Origin of the sequence: Virgibacillus halotolerans (assembly GCF_016908515.1) — a bacterium.
In the GTDB taxonomy this organism is placed as follows: domain Bacteria; phylum Bacillota; class Bacilli; order Bacillales; family Amphibacillaceae; genus Virgibacillus_M; species Virgibacillus_M halotolerans.
This window is the reverse complement of sequence record NZ_JAFBEA010000004.1, coordinates 310,768-329,717: the sequence shown is the minus strand read 5'-3', so window position 1 is coordinate 329,717 and position 18,950 is coordinate 310,768. Positions and strand designations below refer to the sequence as shown.

Annotated in this window: 13 protein-coding genes; 7 read left to right on the top strand and 6 right to left on the bottom strand. The window is 40.3% G+C overall.

Translation table 11 applies throughout. The features are described 5' to 3' along the window. Positions 1-141: 141 nt before the first annotated feature. On the bottom strand, positions 142-549 hold the full coding sequence (locus JOC34_RS12535; protein ID WP_205137109.1) for a hypothetical protein: 408 nt from the start codon (positions 547-549) through the stop codon (positions 142-144). A gap of 658 nt (positions 550-1,207) precedes the next feature. On the opposite strand from JOC34_RS12535, the gene JOC34_RS12530 reads away from it, so the two are divergent. From JOC34_RS12530 to JOC34_RS12505, 6 genes are all read left to right on the top strand, one after another. After that, the gene (locus tag JOC34_RS12530) at positions 1,208-2,296 is read left to right on the top strand and encodes a glycosyltransferase family 4 protein (RefSeq protein ID WP_205137108.1); all 1,089 of its coding nucleotides are present in this window, start codon (positions 1,208-1,210) and stop codon (positions 2,294-2,296) included. A 25-nt stretch (positions 2,297-2,321) separates the two neighbouring features. Further along, entirely contained in the window at positions 2,322-2,954 is a 633-nt protein-coding gene (locus tag JOC34_RS12525; RefSeq protein ID WP_205137107.1) for a Yip1 family protein, read from the top strand. 291 nt (positions 2,955-3,245) lie between these two features. Beyond that, the gene (locus tag JOC34_RS12520) at positions 3,246-7,178 is read left to right on the top strand and encodes a S8 family serine peptidase (RefSeq protein WP_205137106.1); all 3,933 of its coding nucleotides are present in this window, start codon (positions 3,246-3,248) and stop codon (positions 7,176-7,178) included. A gap of 76 nt (positions 7,179-7,254) precedes the next feature. Next, a complete protein-coding gene (locus tag JOC34_RS12515) occupies positions 7,255-7,767 on the top strand; it encodes a SipW-dependent-type signal peptide-containing protein (protein ID WP_205137105.1) in 513 nt (170 codons plus the stop codon). A gap of 47 nt (positions 7,768-7,814) precedes the next feature. Continuing rightward, positions 7,815-8,381, top strand: a complete 567-nt coding sequence (sipW, locus tag JOC34_RS12510) for a signal peptidase I SipW (protein ID WP_205137104.1) — start codon at positions 7,815-7,817, stop codon at positions 8,379-8,381. A 34-nt stretch (positions 8,382-8,415) separates the two neighbouring features. Next, on the top strand, positions 8,416-9,006 hold the full coding sequence (locus JOC34_RS12505) for a CalY family protein (RefSeq protein ID WP_205137103.1): 591 nt from the start codon (positions 8,416-8,418) through the stop codon (positions 9,004-9,006). Positions 9,007-9,121: 115 nt separating this feature from the next. On the opposite strand, the gene argH is transcribed toward JOC34_RS12505, so the two are convergent. From argH to JOC34_RS12480, 5 genes are all read right to left on the bottom strand, one after another. After that, positions 9,122-10,519 (bottom strand): argininosuccinate lyase, encoded by a 1,398-nt coding sequence (argH, locus tag JOC34_RS12500; RefSeq protein WP_205137102.1) that lies wholly within the window; start codon positions 10,517-10,519, stop codon positions 9,122-9,124. Positions 10,520-10,558: 39 nt separating this feature from the next. Next, complete coding sequence (locus JOC34_RS12495; RefSeq protein WP_205137101.1) at positions 10,559-12,244, bottom strand: ABC transporter permease; 1,686 nt, start codon at positions 12,242-12,244, stop codon at positions 10,559-10,561. A gap of 7 nt (positions 12,245-12,251) precedes the next feature. Next, positions 12,252-13,349 (bottom strand): ABC transporter ATP-binding protein, encoded by a 1,098-nt coding sequence (locus JOC34_RS12490; RefSeq protein WP_205137100.1) that lies wholly within the window; start codon positions 13,347-13,349, stop codon positions 12,252-12,254. Positions 13,350-13,433: 84 nt separating this feature from the next. Then, entirely contained in the window at positions 13,434-14,522 is a 1,089-nt protein-coding gene (locus JOC34_RS12485) for an extracellular solute-binding protein (RefSeq protein ID WP_239544343.1), read from the bottom strand. A 16-nt stretch (positions 14,523-14,538) separates the two neighbouring features. Then, complete coding sequence (locus JOC34_RS12480) at positions 14,539-15,702, bottom strand: ROK family transcriptional regulator (protein WP_205137098.1); 1,164 nt, start codon at positions 15,700-15,702, stop codon at positions 14,539-14,541. Between the two features lie 429 nt (positions 15,703-16,131). Between JOC34_RS12480 and JOC34_RS12475 the strand changes: the two genes are divergently transcribed. After that, on the top strand, positions 16,132-18,915 hold the full coding sequence (locus JOC34_RS12475; RefSeq protein ID WP_205137097.1) for an FIMAH domain-containing protein: 2,784 nt from the start codon (positions 16,132-16,134) through the stop codon (positions 18,913-18,915). Positions 18,916-18,950: the final 35 nt, after the last annotated feature.

Below are 18,950 nucleotides of genomic sequence, written 5' to 3'. Positions count from 1 at the left end.
TTTACGTGAATGAGATCTTTTAGACATACAAAAACTCCCCTTAAGGAAAACAGATTTTATTTTTTAATCTGTCTACCTTAAGGGGAGCATATCAGTCAATCCTTTTGGGGGTTTTTTCACGGGGACTGTCCCCACAAAGGTTCATGGTATCATCAATAATAAAGATACGAGCGCAATAATTGGTATAGCATTAGCCATTCCTAGGGCGATGTAGGAGAAGGTATTTACGAACAACTTTATATCCTTCGGGACACCAACGGAACGCTGTAATATAATGAAAAGTGCAGCAAATCCCATCAGGACAATAATGAAAAGTCCAGGAATATACAAATCTTCAATGGTTGCTACTGTATCGAGATTTGTAAATCCAAAAACAATTAAAATGATAGGGATCACTTCACTAACACCAAGCCAGATGAAAAACTTAGTTTGTACGGAATCCTTTTCTTCCGGATATTCCTTTATCGTGTCTATGCTTAATTTAAAAATAAATGAAATAGAAATAACTGCTATGGCCGCGGCAGCGACAAATATATATGCGTTCCCCATATAAAATCAACCTCTCACTTTTCAGATAATTATAATTACCAACCAATATATTAACATAGCTCACCCCACCTGTCACGGTGAAAAAACTGGGAAAAGTTGAATCTGCTGGACCCCGGTCGCTGTACGCTGAACCACTGGTCGTAATCGCTGAACCTGGCACCGGGAACGCCGAACCACGCGCCGATCGCCGAACCTTGCACCATAAACGCTGAACCTTGGGCTCCAAGCGCTGAACCCCGGGCCGTAATCGCTGAACCTGGCACTGGGAACGCCGAACCCCGCGCTGAGCGCTGGACCTTGGGCTAGGAACGCTGAACCTCCATCCACGATCGCTGAGCCTTGGGCCGTGAGCGCTGGACCTAGTGCCCCAAACGCTGAACCCCGGGCCGTAAGCGCTGAACCTGGCATCGGGAACGCCGAACCCCGCGCCGGGCGCTGAACCTTGCCCCATAAACGCTGAACCTCCGACACCAACCGCTGAACCCCACGCCGGCATCCGCCGAACCACCCGCCATTAGCAAATCTCCCATATAAAATCCAGCAATTTGCAATATTATTTGCTAATGCATGCCAAGTTTCGCTATAATTTAGGGTAATTGAATGTGCATCGATAAAACATTCAGCTACGAACCTATCAATGAATAAGTAGGAGAATATTATGTTTAATTATGTCGATTTGGCGATCGCATTTATCATTGCACTTGTATCCGCTTTTGTACTTACCTATCCAGTGAAAAAATTGGCGATAAAAATGAAGGTGGTTGATTTGCCTAACCATCGTAAAATACATACAAAGGTAACACCAAGAATGGGCGGATTAGCCATATTTTTAGGTGCGGTTTTGGGCGCCCTTTATCTACATCCGAGTCACCCACACATACCAGAAATATTAGCGGGTGCGATCGTGATTATCATTACAGGAATGTTGGATGACCGTTATAGCATAAAACCAGTCATCAAACTGACTGGACAGCTTGTTGCTGCATCGTTTCTTGTCTCTTCCGGTCTCATTATTGAACGGATCACCTTGCCCTTTATCGGCATGATCGATTTGGGCTTTTTCAGTGTCCTGATCACGGTTTTCTGGGTAGTCGGTATTACCAATGCCATCAACTTGATCGATGGGTTGGACGGACTGGCGACAGGAGTATCGACGATCGCGCTTTCGAGTATGTTCGTGATGGCTTTATTTGACGCGCAAGTTATTGCGGCTTATTTATGTATCGTCTTGATCGGGGCGAATCTTGGCTTCCTGTATCATAACTTTTACCCAGCGAAAATATATATGGGGGACACCGGTTCCAATTTTCTCGGCTTTATGATCGCGGCAATCTCGATGCTCGGTTTATTTAAAAATATTGCGTTATTCAGCTTTATTATCCCGGTCATTGTCCTAGCGGTGCCTATTTTTGATACCATGCTTGCGATCTTTCGCAGGGCAACCAACAAGGAAAGCATCATGATGGCAGACAATAAACACATACATTACCGGTTAATCGAAGCGGGATACAGCCACAGGAAAACAGTACTTGTTATTTATGCATTCAGTGCATTATTCGGGATCATGGCGATCGTGTTTTCCAATGCATCGCTTATCACGTCGTTCGTCGTCACCCTGTTGGTGCTCGTTCTACTACATATTTTTGCGGAGCTAGCGGGATTGGTTATGGGTGGTAAAAGACCAGTTGTGGACCGTTTAAGAGGAATACGCAAAAAAGCGAAACAAAAACAAAAGCATAAACAATAAGAGACAACAAAGGAGCACAAGTCTGATGACAGATAATAGAACAAACAAAAGTCCGTGGCTCAGTATCTGGCTACATCCCAGAGCTACCATCGAAACAGCTATTCAGCAAAAAAATACAGGCATGGTCATATTGCTTATTTATTTGGCAGGTTTAGATACGGCATTGAATTTTTCCCTTAATATGGGGGCTGGTGATTTCAGTTCACTCTCACATATTATTGTTATGAGTTTGATTCGTGGAATTCTCTTTGGTGCAGCGTCCTGGGCCATAATGAGTACACTCGTCTTTTGGATAGGGAAGCTCTTTCGGGGACAGGGGAGTTGGCTGGACATCAGTCGTGCCTATGCATGGTGCATGATTCCAGTCGTTGTTGGAATGGTCATATCCTGGCCGTTGTCAGCAATCATTTTTGGTGGGGATCTATTCACGTCGATAACACCGCCATTATCCGCACCGATGATATTGTTGAATGCATTCGCAACAATGATCGGATTGCTCATAACGATCTGGTCAATTTTTATCGCGTCACAAGCCATTGGTGCCGCCCATAAAATATCTAATTGGAAAGGATTTTTAACCATCCTGATTGCTGGTTTTATTATGATCCTTGCGGTTGGACTTATTATCGTCGCGTTAATTCCAGGATTAATGATGTAACAATAACAGGAAACAAGCATTGAAAAAACTAGACCCTCCATTGGAGAAGTCTAGTTTTTTTAATTGGAATCTCTCTATCACCTTCCACCCTCAAAACCACCTATGTACCAAATGATCTTAAATACCTAAATTTCTCCATCAAACATGCCTATATTCCCATGTCTATAGGCACTGGTCGATTCTATCAAATTTATATACTATTAAAATATAACAGAATATTGAGTCTCGATGTATTAATAGGGAGGAGTAGAGAGGCTGAAGGTATCTGACAATCGTATAAGGGGGATTTTAATGTTAAAACGAATTGCAGTATTGTTGCTCGCAATTTTACTAGCCGTAGGTAACTTCTCATACGCCAGTGCGAGCACAACGGGAAAGACATTTGATAAGGAAGTACAGAAGAAGCCTACCACTGAAAAACTGGGGGAAACCGAAGATCCCGATAAAGAAGTCAGGATCATTGTTGAGATGGAAGAAGCAGCACCGATAGAAAAAGCTACAAAAAAAGGGGTGATGTTTCATAGTCTGAAAGAAAACGAAAAGCAGCAACTGGAAAAGGCAGCAAAAGCAAAACAGCAATCCGTCAAGAAGAAAATGAAAACGGATAAGATAGAAGCTACATACTTACAAGAATTTACAGCAGTCGTCAATGGCTTTAGTGCCGAAGTAAATCAGGGAGACCTGGAGCTGATTAGGAAAAACCCCGATGTAAAAACAGTGCACATCGTAAATGAGTACGAACAGCCGAAGGTTAAACCGGAAATGAAATATAGTAAAGAATTGGTCGAAGCACAGAAAACATGGCGTGATTATGGCTACAAAGGGGAAGGCATGACAGTTGGTATTATTGATACCGGCATCGATGCAGGGCACCGTGACATGGTACTTTCTGACGGTACAGAGGCAGCACATTCCAAGTCCTCTATCGAAAAGACAATTGATGAGCAGGACTTGCCTGGTGATTTCTATTCAGACAAAGTCCCTTACGGCTATAACTATATGGATGAAAATGACGAAATCCGCGACATTGCTCAAGGCGCTTCGATGCACGGCATGCATGTTGCCGGAACAGTGGGTGCCAATGGAGATGAGGACGACGGCGGTATCATGGGAATTGCACCGGAAGCACAGCTTTACGCTTTAAAAGTTTTCGGAAATGACCCGGAAATGCAATCCACCTATGGGGATGTCTACATTAAAGCGATCGATGATGCAATTAAACTTGGTGTAGATGCATTGAACATGAGTCTAGGCTCTCCAGCTGGATTTGTGGATGAGACGTCACCAGAACAACAAGCAGTGACACGTGCAGTGGACAATGGTGTCCTCATGTCGATTTCAGCAGGGAACTCTGCATTATTTGGAGATGGATTTTATTATCCATTGACGTCCAATCCGGATTATGGTGTAAGCGGTTCCCCGGGTCTGGCGTATGACTCTCTACAGGTCGCTTCATTTGAAAATACGAACATTGAAGTGGAGGCCGTGGAATATACAATCGATGAGGAAAAAGGCAATGCACCATTCCTGTCTGCAGGAAATACCGATCCTTCCGATTATGTACAAACTTCCTTTGATGTGGTTGAAGCAGGGCTTGGCCTACCGGAGGATTTTGCAGATAAAGACGTAAAAGGTAAATACGCCCTTGTACAGCGGGGAGAAAATGCATTTACGGAAAAGGCAATCAATGCCCAGGATGCTGGCGCAGAAGGTGTGATTATTTACAATAATGAAGATGGTATTATCAACATGGCTACCGAAGATGAAATCGAAATCCCACAGCTGTTCATGCTGAAAAATGATGGCGACAAGCTTGCAGAAGCACTGAAAGACGGCAAGAAAGTCACATTGGATTTCACAGGTGAATCTGCAACGATTGATAATCCAGACGCAGGGAGCATGAGTGATTTCTCTTCTTGGGGGCTGACCCCGAACTTGGATTTCAAACCGGAAATCACAGCACCGGGCGGACAAATTTTATCAACGCTAAACGATGATGAATACGGCTTGATGAGCGGTACATCCATGGCAGCACCACACGTTGCAGGTGGCGGCGCACTCGTTCTCCAGTATGTTGATGAGGAATTTGGATTGGAAAATGCGGACCGTGTTAACCAGGCGAAAAATATTATGATGAACACCGGAAAATTAGTGGAAATGGATGACGCATTTGTGTCACCACGTCGACAAGGTGCGGGCTTGATGCAGCTTCATAAAGCCTTATCAACACCGGTAATCGTTACGGAAGCAGAAACGAACGAAGCGAAAGTAGCGCTTAAAGAAATCACAGACAATGAAGCCACCTTTGAGCTGACTGCCGAGAACTATACCGATGAAGCAGTTACCTATGATGTAAAAGCAAATGCACAGACGGACCAACCCGTACAAAATGGGGACGATGTATTGGTTGCACCAAACGAATTCGGTGCCATGAATCTGGACGAGATGGCTACCGTGAACGGGGAAGCTGTAAGTACGGTCGAAGTACCTGCAGGTGGCACGACAACCGTTACAGTTACGGTTGATGTCAGTGAAGCGGACGAAGCACTAACCGAACAGTTTACGAATGGCTATTGGTTGGAAGGTTTTGTCACATTAACAGATCCAAAAGACACGAATCCGGAATTACATGTACCCTATGTTGGATTTAAAGGTGACTGGGATCGTGCTCCAATCTTGGATAATCCTTTATGGGATGCAGATACCTATTATGGTATGACAGGTGTTGTCACGTCTGCAGGGGAAGATGAGGATGGTGCCATGCAATATGATTTTCTTGGTGAAGACATCCAAACAGGAGAAATCGATCCGGAGAAAATTGCCTTCTCACCAGACGGGGATGGCGTTCAAGATGATGCATTAATGATTCTTTCCTTTTTAAGAAATGCGAAGGAAGTGAAATTTAACGTATTAGATGAAAACAAGGAAAAGGTACGCACGATTACAACTGAATCCCATATCAATAAGAGCTACTATGATGGTGGACAGGGACCAATGTATTCTCTATCTTCCTCCCGTGCCTGGGATGGTAAGATCAAAGGGGAACAAGCACCGGAAGGAAAATATTACTTGCAGGTTGAATCGGTCATTGATTACGAAGGTGCCAACTGGCAATCCTTTGATATGCCAGTTGTACTCGATACAACTGCACCGGATTTAGAAGCGGATTTTGATGAAAAAGAACAAAAAGTTACAGTCGACGCAGCAGATAACAAAGGTGGAAGCGGGCTCGCTTATTGGGACGTACAAATCGATGGGAAGTCTATTCTTGATGAACCTTATGCAGAAGACGTAACCGAACACCAATTATCGAAAAAGTTAAAGCCAGACCAAACATTAACCGTCATAGCGGTTGATTATGCCGGAAATAAAACAGAGGAAGATGCAACCGAGGCAACAGACGAAACTGCACCGGATTTGCACCTGAAAACACCAGAATTTTTAGGTGTTGAATCAGCTAGAGAAGTAGTATTCTCAGGCTATGTAACCGACAAATCGGCTGTCAAAGAAGTAACGATCGATGGGGAACAAGCAGACCTCGTTTATAACGAAGCAAAAGATCGTTACGATTTTACGTATACACTGACACATGATGAAGATGGGTACTTTTTCCACCATATCAAAGCAGTCGACAATGCTGGTAACGAGGCAGAAATCGGTCGCAGATACTTTGTCGATTCAGAAAAAGCAACACTGAAAGTAAAAGTGGATGAGAAAACGGACGCGGATACGATCAAAGTGGATGCAGCCATCACCGATAATTTTGACGAAATTAAGCTGTATGTCGATGATAGCGAGGTGTATAAACACGAACAAACTGAGCCGTATGGCATGAACGGATTTAATGAAACGGTCAACGACATTGAACTCGAATTAGAACTCGGGAAAAATGAATTTGAATTCAAAGTGGTTGACCTAGGCGGACACGAAACAACGGAGAAGGTAACCATCGAGCAGGAGGCAAGTATTGGCCAAATGCAAAAGCTGGTCAAACAGTACGCGGAAGATGGTGAAGTCACCAATGAAGAGGCAGCGCATATGTTGGACATGCAATTGACAACTATCAGTCATTATGCGGACAGCGGGAAAAACGATAAGGCCGCTAAACATATGAACAGCTTTAAACAGTTGCTAGACGTGCAACAGGATAAAGAAATAATCTCGGAAAAAGCCGCAAAAACACTGCATGAATACGCAGATTATTTGATTGAAGAATGGCAATAAAGCTTTGAAAATTCCCGGAAACAGCATGGTGCTGTTCCGAGGAAACATACAAACGAAGACTGGAAGGAGCGGTAACTTGAGACGTTGCTACCAAACAAAAAAGCACCATAACAACAAAAGACATATCTTGTTTCGAATATTCACCACCTGTTACCTGCTATTTTTCATTGTCTCCCAGGCGGCGACACCGACAACCGCGTATTTTACAGACACAACCACGGCAGATGGCAGTATTTCAATGGCTGCATCATTTGATGATGAAGACGCAGAATCGGAAGACGATGAAGAACAAGATGATCAAGCAGATGATAAGGATTCAGACAATGGAAAATCGGAGAACAGTGACACGGACAGTGATAAAGAACAACAAGATCAAGCAGAAGAAGAAGAAGCGGAACAAAAGGACGAAGCAGCTTCTGAATCACAAGGAGACGATGAGGCAGTAGAAGACAGCGAAAACAAGAAGGAAGCAAAGACAAAATCAGAAACATCTGATTCAAAGGAAGAGACAGAAGCAGAGAAAGCGGAGAAAGAGTCTGATGGTGACGATGAGGAAGCAGATCATGACGCAGAAGAAGAAGAAGAATGATAAACAACTTGAAGGAAGCGCCTTGTATGGACAGGAGGTAGACACAGATGAATGGAAAGCATGTGTTAAAAGTATTGAGTAATCTCATCACAACCGTATTATTTATTGTGCTGATACTGACCTTATTCCTTGTCATCTCAACGAAGGCTTCAGGTGGGGAAGCGAGTCTATTCGGTTATCAATTAAAAACTGTATTGTCCGGATCAATGGAGCCAGACATCCACACCGGCTCGATTATCTCGATTAAAGCTGTCGAGAATCCAACCGGCTTTAAAAAAGGCGATGTCATTACATTCCAAACGGAGGAAGATATCCTGATTACACATAGAATCACCGAAGTGAATGATTCAGGAAATCAGTATATAACCAAGGGAGATGCCAATGACGCAGCAGATCGGGACCCGGTAAACGCAGCAAATATTATCGGAACCTATACAGGGTTTACAATTCCCTATGTTGGCTATGTGATGAACTTTGCCAATTCAAGCGAAGGTGCTGCATTACTCCTTGTTATCCCAGGTGTTTTCCTGATTATTTATGCTGGGGTTACGATCTGGCGCGCACTCCGGAAAATTGATCCTGTGAAAAAAGAAGTGAATACGGATACAAAATAAATAAGCATTTAAAATCTAAAGGAGGAATTTAAAAATGGGTATTAAAAAACAAATCGGTATGGGCGTCATGTCAGCGGCACTGGGGTTAGCACTAATTGGTGGAGGAACGTACGCTTATTTCAGTTCCAGTGAAACAACGAACAATACATTTGCTGCGGGAACGCTGGATCTTTCCGTTAATCCCACAACCATTATTGATGTGGGTGAGTTGCAACCAGGTGATTCCATCACACGCGATTTCGAGCTAGGGAACGGTGGATCCTTGGATATTGAAAAAGTAACCCTGGACACGAATTACAATGTCACGGATGCCAATGGTGATAACACGGATGATTTCGGAGAGCATATTCAGGTAGAATTTTTATATAATGCAGACAAGATGGATGAAGTGATTTACGAGACCACGCTGAAAGAGTTGAAAGAAATGACTCCAGAAGCGGTGAATGAGCATGTGTTTTATCCAATGATGGGTGAAAAAGGTTTGCCAGCAGGAGAAGCTGCAGATGACCTGGTTGTGAAATTTAACTTCCTTGACAATGATGAAGATCAAAACCAATTCCAAGGTGATTCACTAGAATTGGAATGGACATTTACGGCGGTACAAGCGGCAGGGAATGATAAGTAAATAAAAATAAAATAGAGCTATCTCGTAAGGTCATTAGAAGTGACTTTCCGAGATAGCTTTTTTATTTAATCAGAAGGAATGCCTGTGAATTGCTTATCAGCCACAGGCATCCATATCATTTTCTCTTTTGAATCATTTTCTTTACTACTTCAGGGTTAGGGCCTCCAGTAATACTTCTTCTTTCCACAAAATAGGTGGGATCTATAATTTCCTGCCAGTCCTTGGCAGTTAAATCTACATCACCTAACCAATCATTTATTTCATGTAAACTTATTTCATAGAGTTGCTTGTTTTCTTGATCAGCCTTCGTGGCGACAACACTTGCTTTTTGATGTGCTTTTCTGAATGATATGTTGTAGTCACGTGCTAATACATCGGCAAGTTCAGTAATGGTAATCATGTTTTCTCTTGCTTGCTGGTAGGCGCGCTCTTTATTGAAACTCATTGTCAAAATTACTGCGCGCATTAACCGCAATACACGAATGCCCTTTCTGTATCCTGCATACAAATGGGGTTGTAAATCGTCTTCAGTATCATTGATATCCCCATAAGGGGTGTTATGAATCATGTGAATGACGGCCATCCCTTCGGCTGATGCACTACTGGCAATTGCACGGGAATGCTCGATAGATACAGGGTTCCTTTTTTGGGGCATAATACTGCTTATTTGAACGTAAGCATCAGAGACTTTAATTAATCCTACTTCCTTTGAAGTCATTCGCAAAAACTCCTGAAGCCAACGTCCTATGTTTGTCATTAAGCTAATGAGGGATTGTGCAGATTCTATTAAATAATCTCCAGCCCCGATGGCATCATAAGCGTTTTCTATCAATCCATCAAAACCAAGTAATTCTACCATGCGTTCCCGATTAATAGGAAAGCCTGTTGTTGTTATTGCTGCGGCACCCATGGGTGATTGATTGACGGTATGGTAAGACTGCTTTAATCGATGAATATCTCGTTGTAAATTGTCATAGATGGCGACTAAATAATGCCCGAATGTCGTTGGTTGTGCAGGTTGTGTATGGGTATGGGCGGGCATGATCGAATGCACATGATTTTCAGCTTGATAAAGGATAGCTTCGGCCAGTTGCTCAGCATTTTTAATTGCGTCATTTAAATACCCTCTCAAGACAATTCGATACATTGCCTCTCCCATATCATTTCTACTTTTAGCGATGTGCATTTTTCCAGCCAAATCATCGCCAATTTTATCACCAATTTGAGATTCTATAAGGAAAAACAAATCCTCATATGCGGCCGAATACTCAATGTCTTTCCGATCAAGTTTTTCCACATAATCTACACCAGCTAGTATTTGACTCGTTTCTTCTTCCGTTAGAATTCCTTGTTCTCCTAACATAGTAGTGTGCGCTTTATGGATCATAAACATCGCGTCAAATAAATGTTCCTTTTGGTCATAGAATATAGGTTTTAACAGTTCATCTATAAATGTTTTACCTGGAAATGTAACCCCATCTTCTTTCTCGAATTGTTCTTTTAATGTACGCATATAATAGCACCCCAGTAGTTTATTAATTGTCTTGAACCTCTATAATGTATTCTCTGTTTTAACACCAAAGAATCTGTAAGCGATAAACATAACAATTGATATTAATCCGACTTGTATCATGCCGTATGCGGCGGCTTGCCCCATATTAAACATGCGCAACTGGTTCATAATCTCAATAGATATCGGTCTATTACTCAGTGTGTATAATAGAACGGAGGTCGGAAATTCTCCAATTGCCTGAACAAAAGCAAGTAATGTACCACTTAAAACGCCTGGCATGATGATCGGGATTACCACGCGTCTAAACGTATAAAACCACTTTGCTCCTAGATTTTGTGCAGCTTCTTCAAGTGAATCATCCATTTGCTCTAATACAGCGGTAGTTGAACGAACTACCAATGGAATAAACCGTATAAAGTAAGCAAGTGGTAAAATCCAGAACGTCCCAACGAGAACCTGACCGAATGAAAATGGTGTTGGTTTATTAAACGCTAATATGAGATTCATACCGACAACTGTGGCAGGTAAAGCCCAAGGAATCATGACTAGAATATCCAATAGATTTTTTCCTATAAAGCTACGTTTGACAAGTGCATACGAAGTAATGATGCCGAAGAAAAACACACCAATACATGCGATACATGTCATAATTAAGCTGTTTTTAACCGGTTCCCAAATATTAGGGTTATCAAATAACAACCTAAAGTTTTCAAAGCTAAATGCCTGTGGATATGTCTGCCATGTCCAAGATCCTTCTGGTACAAGCGACAACATAAGCAATGTGACATGTGGTAATAATAAGATAATCATCGCCACAATACCGATCGTTACCATAAACCATTTTAAAACTGGATTGTTCACTTCACTTCGGTGGGCACCTATACCTTTACTTGCCATACGATAATCTTTTCTACTTTGATACCAACGCATAAAGAGTAAGAAGGAAATCGAAACGGCGGATAAAATAACGGATTGTGTTGCTGCCATTTCTAAATCACCATTGATTTTAGAAAAATATATTTGTAAACTTAATACCCTATATCCCCCAGCTAATAAAAATGGAGCACTAAAAGAAGCCATGGAAACCATGAATACTAACAAGGCGGCAGCTACCAATCCTGGTGTTAACAATGGAAATGTTACTTTCCAAAACACTTTAAATTTATTAGATCCTAAGTTATACGCTGCCTCTTCTAGTGAAGGATCGATATTATTTAATGCAGACGATGTAGTCATATAAAAGTAAGGATACATCGTATAAGCATGGACAACCAAGATACCTGAGATTCCGCCTACACTAAAAGGAACCTTTGAAAGGTTAAATAAATCTTTGATAGCATTGGGAACTAATCCAGCTTCCCCGTATAGAAACATAAATGCCATAACACCTACAAGAGAGGGAAGAACAATCGGCATAATAGCAATGTTTGAAAAGAATTGCCGCCCTGGGAAATCATAACGATTAAAAATATAGGCTAATGGGATACCAATTAAAGCACTAAAGAAAACAGATAAAACCGAAATATAGACAGAGTTCCATAATGCCTCAAAATTTGCAGGTGCTTTTGAACCAAAGAAATCATGGTAATTATCTAAAGTGAATATCCCATTCTTCTTAAAACTTTCAAATAGTGTTGCTATTGTAGGATATAATACGTATCCGGCTAAAACCAAGACAATGGGGATCAACAACAATATCGTTTTTCGTTTTTCTGCATTTAACATGTATTCGTCACCCCTTTACCTCTGGGATTACTCTTATTTGATCCTCGGGCAGTTGGACATTAACCTCAGTTCCTTCTTTTAAATATGTACTTGGCCCGTGATTCAAATCAGTTGTTTTTATTGTTAGTTGATCATTTATTTTTACAAAGGTGTGAACAGCCTCTCCAGTAAATTGTACAAGTGACACTTCGCCAGTAAATACGTTATTCCCACTTATTTTAGCTTCGTCGATTCTCACTGTTTCTGGACGGACCGACATATAAAGCTGATCGTCTTCATTGTAATCTGCTATATTTAATTCGGTATGATTAACGAATATGGATTGTTCTATATCCGGTGCATGAAATAATGATTGGCTATTTATATGCTCCTTAAAGGTTACCGGTAAAAGATTCGTTTCCCCAATAAACTTAGCTACAAAGTCATTTACAGGCTTATTGTAAATTTCCGTTGGTGTCCCAATTTGTTGACATTGTCCAGCATTAAACACAGCGATCCGATCACTCATTGTCAATGCCTCTACCTGATCATGGGTAACATATATTGTGGTGATGCCATATTCACGCTGCAATCGTAGGATTTCTGCACGCATCTCGTCCCGTAGCTTCGCATCTAAATTACTTAATGGCTCGTCTAATAATAGAATATCTGGTTCAATAACGAGTGCGCGGGCTAGAGCTACACGTTGTTGTTGACCACCACTTAATTGGCTAACCTGACGATCAATATACTGATCTAAACGTACTTTTTTTAGTACTTCTCCAACTTTTTCTTTTATTCCTGCTTTGTTAACTTTTCTCACCTTAAGCCCAAAGGCAACGTTTTCAAAAACTGTCATATGGGGAAACAAGGCATAGTTTTGGAAAACCATACCGGTATTTCTTTTTTCAGGAGACACGGAAGTCATATCCCGGTCATTGAATTTAACTTTTCCTTTGGTAGGGAAGTAAAAACCAGCAATCATTCTGAGCGTTGTTGTTTTTCCGCACCCACTTGGACCTAAAAATGTAAAAAATTCGCCTTCTTTAATGAGTATATCTAAATCCTTGACTGCTGTTACACTACCAAATGCTTTCGTAATGTTAGATAAGTTTACTGTTGACATAAAACAACAACCCCACTTTCTTATAAAAGGAAGCTGATCGCCATAAGCATGACGATCAAGCATATAATATTCCTTTTTTAGGTTCTATTCTTCATCGCTTTTATCTTTATCCGTACTTTTAATTTGATTATCCCAATAGTCCATCCATTCATCTTCTTTTTCTTCAACTAAATCCCAATCCATATCCATCGGCTTTATTTCTGTTTCCGTAATCCAATCTGGAAGGTCCTCAATATCATCACGGGTAGGGATGCGATAGTATCTTTCCGCCAATAGTTTTGTAGCCTCTGGTGTATTAACGAATTCATAAAATGCTTCTGCTGCTTTTGGATGTGGTGCATCTTTTATAACTGCAATACCTTCAGTAAGAACGGGAGTACCACTTTCAGGAATGGTATAACCGAATGGGTATCCCTTTTCTTCTGCTAGTTCAACTGTATCCGGCATATTCCATACAGATAAGTTACCAACACCTTTTGCGACTTGATTATACATAATCTCTGGATTACCGGAATATTCCTTTGTATTGGCATCAAATTTACGCAACCATTCATATCCTTCTTCAGGATCTTCTGCATCTTTATAAGCGTTGTAAATTATCCCTGAGAAGATGGTACGCATTCCACCAGATGCCAATGGATATCTAATAATAATTTCATCTTTCCATTTCGGATCTAAAAGGTCATCCCAATCCTTTGGAGCCTCTTCTTCAGATATTTCTTTTGTATTGTACAAAATAACTTGAGGTGTCATGGATGTTCCTGACCACATCCAATCGCTATCGTGATACAGTTCATCTAGTGAATCTGCATAAGATGGTTTATATTCGGCTAACAAACCGTCTTCTTTTGCTTGATTAAAGTTAACTTGTGGTGCTCCCCACCAAATATCTGCCTGTGTATTGTTTTCCTCGGAACGAACCCTGTCTAATATTTCTTGGGAGCCCATATCAAGAAATTCCATCTTAACCCCATATTCTTCTTCAAATTGTTCCTGAAAATCGCCTAAAATATCTGTCCCATGTGGGGAATAAACGACAACTTTTTCTTCTAAATCTTTATCTTCTCCAGAAGCACTGCTCTTATCGTCTTCTTTATCAGATCCCCCTGCCATACAACCAGCAAGAATTAAAATAAATGCTAACGTTGATAAAATGAACCAATTCTTTTTCAATAAAATTACCCCCCGTTTAAATATTAAATAACGTGTCATGCTCTTTTAGAAATAATGCTACTGCCCCTATGACTCCTGCTTCTTTGCCAAACGTCGTTTGCACTACTGCACATTCTCCAGGCGTATAGCGCTTCATGATGTCTACGATCTGCTTACGTATAATAGAAAATGACCCGCTGACACCACCTCCTAAAATAATTAATTCTGGGTCAAATAAAGATACATAGTTTGCAAGTCCAATTGCTAGATTCTCAAGCGCAAGATCAATTGTTTCGATTGCGTCTTTATTTTTTTTGTTGTATAGATCAAAAGCTTCTTTAGCAGTAACTGTTTTATTCATTTTCTTTGATAACTGGTTACTTATTGAAGATCCACTTGAAATGCTTTCTAGGAACCCATAGCCGTCATAAACTGGATAGAATTCCTTCGCATGTACGCGATCGGTAACTAAATAACCAATTTCACCTGCACTATAATTGCTCCCACGATATAAATTTCCATTTATCATAATACCGCTGCCGATGCCAGTGCCAATTGCAATATAAATTAAATTGGATCTATCCTTCCCAATTCCTTTCCAATGTTCTCCCAGTACATTAATGTTTACATCATTATCTACATGGATGGGCAAGTCAAAAATTTCTTTTAACCTTTCCGTTATGGGAAAACGTTTCCATTTCAAAGCAGGTGCTTCTCTCACAATTCCTTCGGCTACATTTGTCACACCTGGTACGCCTGCCCCGACACCTAGTATTATTGAATCATCGATCCCTAGTTGATCTTTCATAGATTCTACACAGCGCTTAATTTCCTTAAATAGATTATGTTCTAGATGCTGTTGCGTGGGAAATTCACGGAAAGCACATACATCACCATTCAGATCAGCAATCCCCAGGCTGACATTGGTACCGCCAATATCTATTCCTATAATGTATGATTGTTTTGGATTAAACATTAAATTAACAGGCTTTCTTCCTCCAACACTGGCTGCCTGGCCACTACCGGACTCATAAATTAAATTGTCTTCCAGCAACTGGCTAACAAGCGTTGATACAGTTGGTTTGCTTAACGAAAGTCGTTTAGATATGTCAGCCCGGGATATCGCATCCCCAGCCTTTATACACTCTAAAATAAGTCTTTTGTTCATTGTTTTTATGTAAGCTGCATTTCCTTTCTGCATTAAACAGGCCCCTTAAAATTAAATTCTAATTAAACACATGGTGTTTGTACTTCTAGTAGTTAGTAAACTTTACTTACTAATTAGATTGTTGAAATTATTATAAATGAAGATGAGGTCTTTGTAAAGGCTTAATTTTAAAAAGATTGTAATAAGTGATTCGATATTATTTGTATACCGGCGGGTAGTAAAAAGGTTCCTACTGATTGAATTTCACTTTATCCGTCATCGCCCAAAATATATTTTTCCATTTTAATCAAAATAAATAGTATTTTTGTACTATTTACATTGTTTTGTCATAATGATAAAGTTTATCGTAATATCGTAGACTTGCCTACAGTTAGTTAGTAACGTTAACTAACCAATGAGTCAACAGAAAGGAGTAGAGATCAAAACTTATTAACGAAATAAAAAAATGAAAGGGGTTACAAGGTGAAAAAGCATCTTTCTTTATTTTTATCTTTTCTATTGATTGTCACATTACTTCCATTTCAAGGATTAGCAAAGGAAAAAGAGGATCCGGATGTAGCGTTGTGGAACGCAGTAAATCCACTAAGTACCACAGTAACTTTTTTAAATACTGGCGCACACCCGGATGACGAACGCAGTGATTTGTTAGCTTATTTATCTAGGGGATTAGGAGTTAAAACTTCTAGTCTGATTGCAAATCGCGGTGAGGGTGGACAAAACGAAATAGGAAATGAACTTGGCGACGCACTTGGTATTATTCGATCTAATGAGATGGTTGAAGCTGCTAAAATCAATGGGGTAAAAGCATACCATTTAAGTGAGACTACTTCAGATCCCATTTATGATTTTGGTTTTTCAAAATCCCCTGAGGAAACATTAGAAAAATGGGGAGAAGATTTAACATATGAACGGCTTATTCGTTTTATAAGAGGTTATCAACCGGATGTCGTTATGCCTTCATTTAGAGATGTAGAAGATCAACATGGGCATCACAGAGCAATGAGTATTTTAAGTGAACGGGCTTTTGAAGATGCAGCAGATCCAACAGTTTTTCCCGAACAAATAGAGGAAGAAGGATTATCCGTATGGCAGGTTAAAAAACTCTATTTACCAGCTGAATCAGCGGAAACGGCAACAACCTCTATTGAAATAGGTGATTATGATCCTATTTATGAAATGTCCTATCCGCAACTTGGAGAAGAATCAAGGTATCTGCATAAGAGTCAGGGCATGGGAAATGATGTACCTGTTGAACCGAGACAAGCAAATTTGGAATTGAAAAAAACGATTGATGATGCTGATGGGGACGATGGTATTTTTGCGAATATACCATATGACTTCAATGAATGGTCAGCCATTGTATCTGAAGATGATATCAGTGCTGATTTAGAGGCTTTACAACAAAATCTAGATGAAATTGTTGATCTATATCCAAATCGGGAAGCGATATTACCCAATTCTCAACAAGCTTTAAGTGATGTACAACAATTAAGTGACAAAATGAAAGAAATGGATATCGATGACGCTGTTAAAAACGAGATACTTCATAAACTGGAGTTAAAGAAAGAGCAACTACAGGAAGTTAGCCTTGTTGCATCCGGACTGGATGTAGAAACAATACTTGAATCCGAAGTAGTAACGCAAGGTGAAAATGCTGAAATCATGATGACGATCACCAACAATGGAACGCAAACGATCAATCAAATTGATGCTTCCTTATTTACTTCAGAAGACTGGGATGTTGATACTGATGATGAATCTAATATCGAAAAGTTGGAACCAAATGAATCAAAAGAAATAACTTTTCATGTACATGTTCCAAAGGATGCAAAATACTATCATCCATATGATGACGCGTTGATTCAATCCAGCATCACATTTAAGGAAGAAGGAACAAAGACAACGAACCTATTAGAACTAGATGAAACAATTGCTGTATTACCAGAGTTAGGTATAACAACGGAACCAAAAGATATTGTAGTGAATACAGCTGATATCGAAAGCGAATATCCTGTTAAAGTAAAAGTGAAAAATTACGATAAAGGTGAAAAAGAAGCATCTGTTTCGCTCAATCTTCCTGAAGGATGGACAAGTGTTCCAGAAAAAGTGGATGTGAGCTTCGAACAGCGTTTAGAGGAACAAACGGCTGAATTTAAAATCATTCCTCCTGATGAAATGGAGGAAGGCGATTTTTCAATTGATGCGATTGCTGAATCAGATAACAAAGAGTTTGATACAACCGTTCAGGAAATAAGCTATGACCATATCAAAGATTCTTTTTTCCAATATCCATCTACAATGGATGGAGTAGCTTTTGAATTGTTGAAACCAGATACCCTAAAGGTAGGCTATATTGAAAGTGGTTTTGATGATGTGGCTGATTATTTATTGGGCTTAGGATTTGATGTGACAAAGTTAACGGAAGAAGATTTAAACACTGGTGATTTAAACCAATACGATACAATCGTAACGGGCATTAGAGCAAATCTATCACGTGAAGACCTTATTGAAAATAATGATCGCTTGCTAGAATATGCCGAAAATGGGGGACATGTAGTTGTCCAATACCATAAACCAGGTGACAAATGGGATGCAAACGAAACCCCACCTTATTCATTAGAGCTCGGAATGCCATCGATAGAATGGCGTGTAACGGATGAAGCGGCTGATGTTACCATGACGCAACCAGATCATAAATTATTTAATTTTCCTAACAAGATTACAGATAATGATTGGGATAATTGGGTGCAAGAGAGAGGACTCTACTTCCCTATGAACTGGGATGATCGATATGAGACCTTTGTAAGTATGGCAGATCCTAATGAAGACCCGTTTGATGGTGGTATTCTCATGGCTGATTATGGAGAAGGAACTTATCTTTATACGAACTTAGTATTCTACCGTCAAATGGCAAATCAGGTACCAGGTGGATATCGTATCTTCACAAACTTATTAAGTTATGGAGTGGATGATGCCGAGGACATTAGTGCATCTGGAATGAAGAACCTAGTGGAAAGTTTAGCGGATGAAGGGGAATTTGAAAGCGAAACAGATGTTCATTTACTAACAACCCATTTAACTGCTGTAAGCCATTACGAGGATAAAGCGCAAGCAGATAAGGTTGTTAAACATATGACAAGCTTTAAACAATTAATAGATCAATTGCATGAGAACAAACTTGTGTCAAAAAAGGCGTATAATGCGCTAAATAAAAATGCTGATTCTGTAATCGAGAAGTGGCAGTAAATTTAATCTCTCCCTGTTCTAGATTGTTACAGGGA

What these genes read in the sequence shown, in the direction of transcription:
- JOC34_RS12535 (WP_205137109.1), bottom strand. Translation starts at nt 549, where the DNA reads ATGGGGAACGCATATATATTTGTCGCTGCCGCGGCCATAGCAGTTATT.
- JOC34_RS12530 (WP_205137108.1), top strand. Translation starts at nt 1,208, where the DNA reads ATGTTTAATTATGTCGATTTGGCGATCGCATTTATCATTGCACTTGTA.
- JOC34_RS12525 (WP_205137107.1), top strand. Translation starts at nt 2,322, where the DNA reads ATGACAGATAATAGAACAAACAAAAGTCCGTGGCTCAGTATCTGGCTA.
- JOC34_RS12520 (WP_205137106.1), top strand. Translation starts at nt 3,246, where the DNA reads ATGTTAAAACGAATTGCAGTATTGTTGCTCGCAATTTTACTAGCCGTA.
- sipW (WP_205137104.1), top strand. Translation starts at nt 7,815, where the DNA reads ATGAATGGAAAGCATGTGTTAAAAGTATTGAGTAATCTCATCACAACC.
- JOC34_RS12505 (WP_205137103.1), top strand. Translation starts at nt 8,416, where the DNA reads ATGGGTATTAAAAAACAAATCGGTATGGGCGTCATGTCAGCGGCACTG.
- argH (WP_205137102.1), bottom strand. Translation starts at nt 10,519, where the DNA reads ATGCGTACATTAAAAGAACAATTCGAGAAAGAAGATGGGGTTACATTT.
- JOC34_RS12495 (WP_205137101.1), bottom strand. Translation starts at nt 12,244, where the DNA reads ATGTTAAATGCAGAAAAACGAAAAACGATATTGTTGTTGATCCCCATT.
- JOC34_RS12490 (WP_205137100.1), bottom strand. Translation starts at nt 13,349, where the DNA reads ATGTCAACAGTAAACTTATCTAACATTACGAAAGCATTTGGTAGTGTA.
- JOC34_RS12480 (WP_205137098.1), bottom strand. Translation starts at nt 15,702, where the DNA reads ATGCAGAAAGGAAATGCAGCTTACATAAAAACAATGAACAAAAGACTT.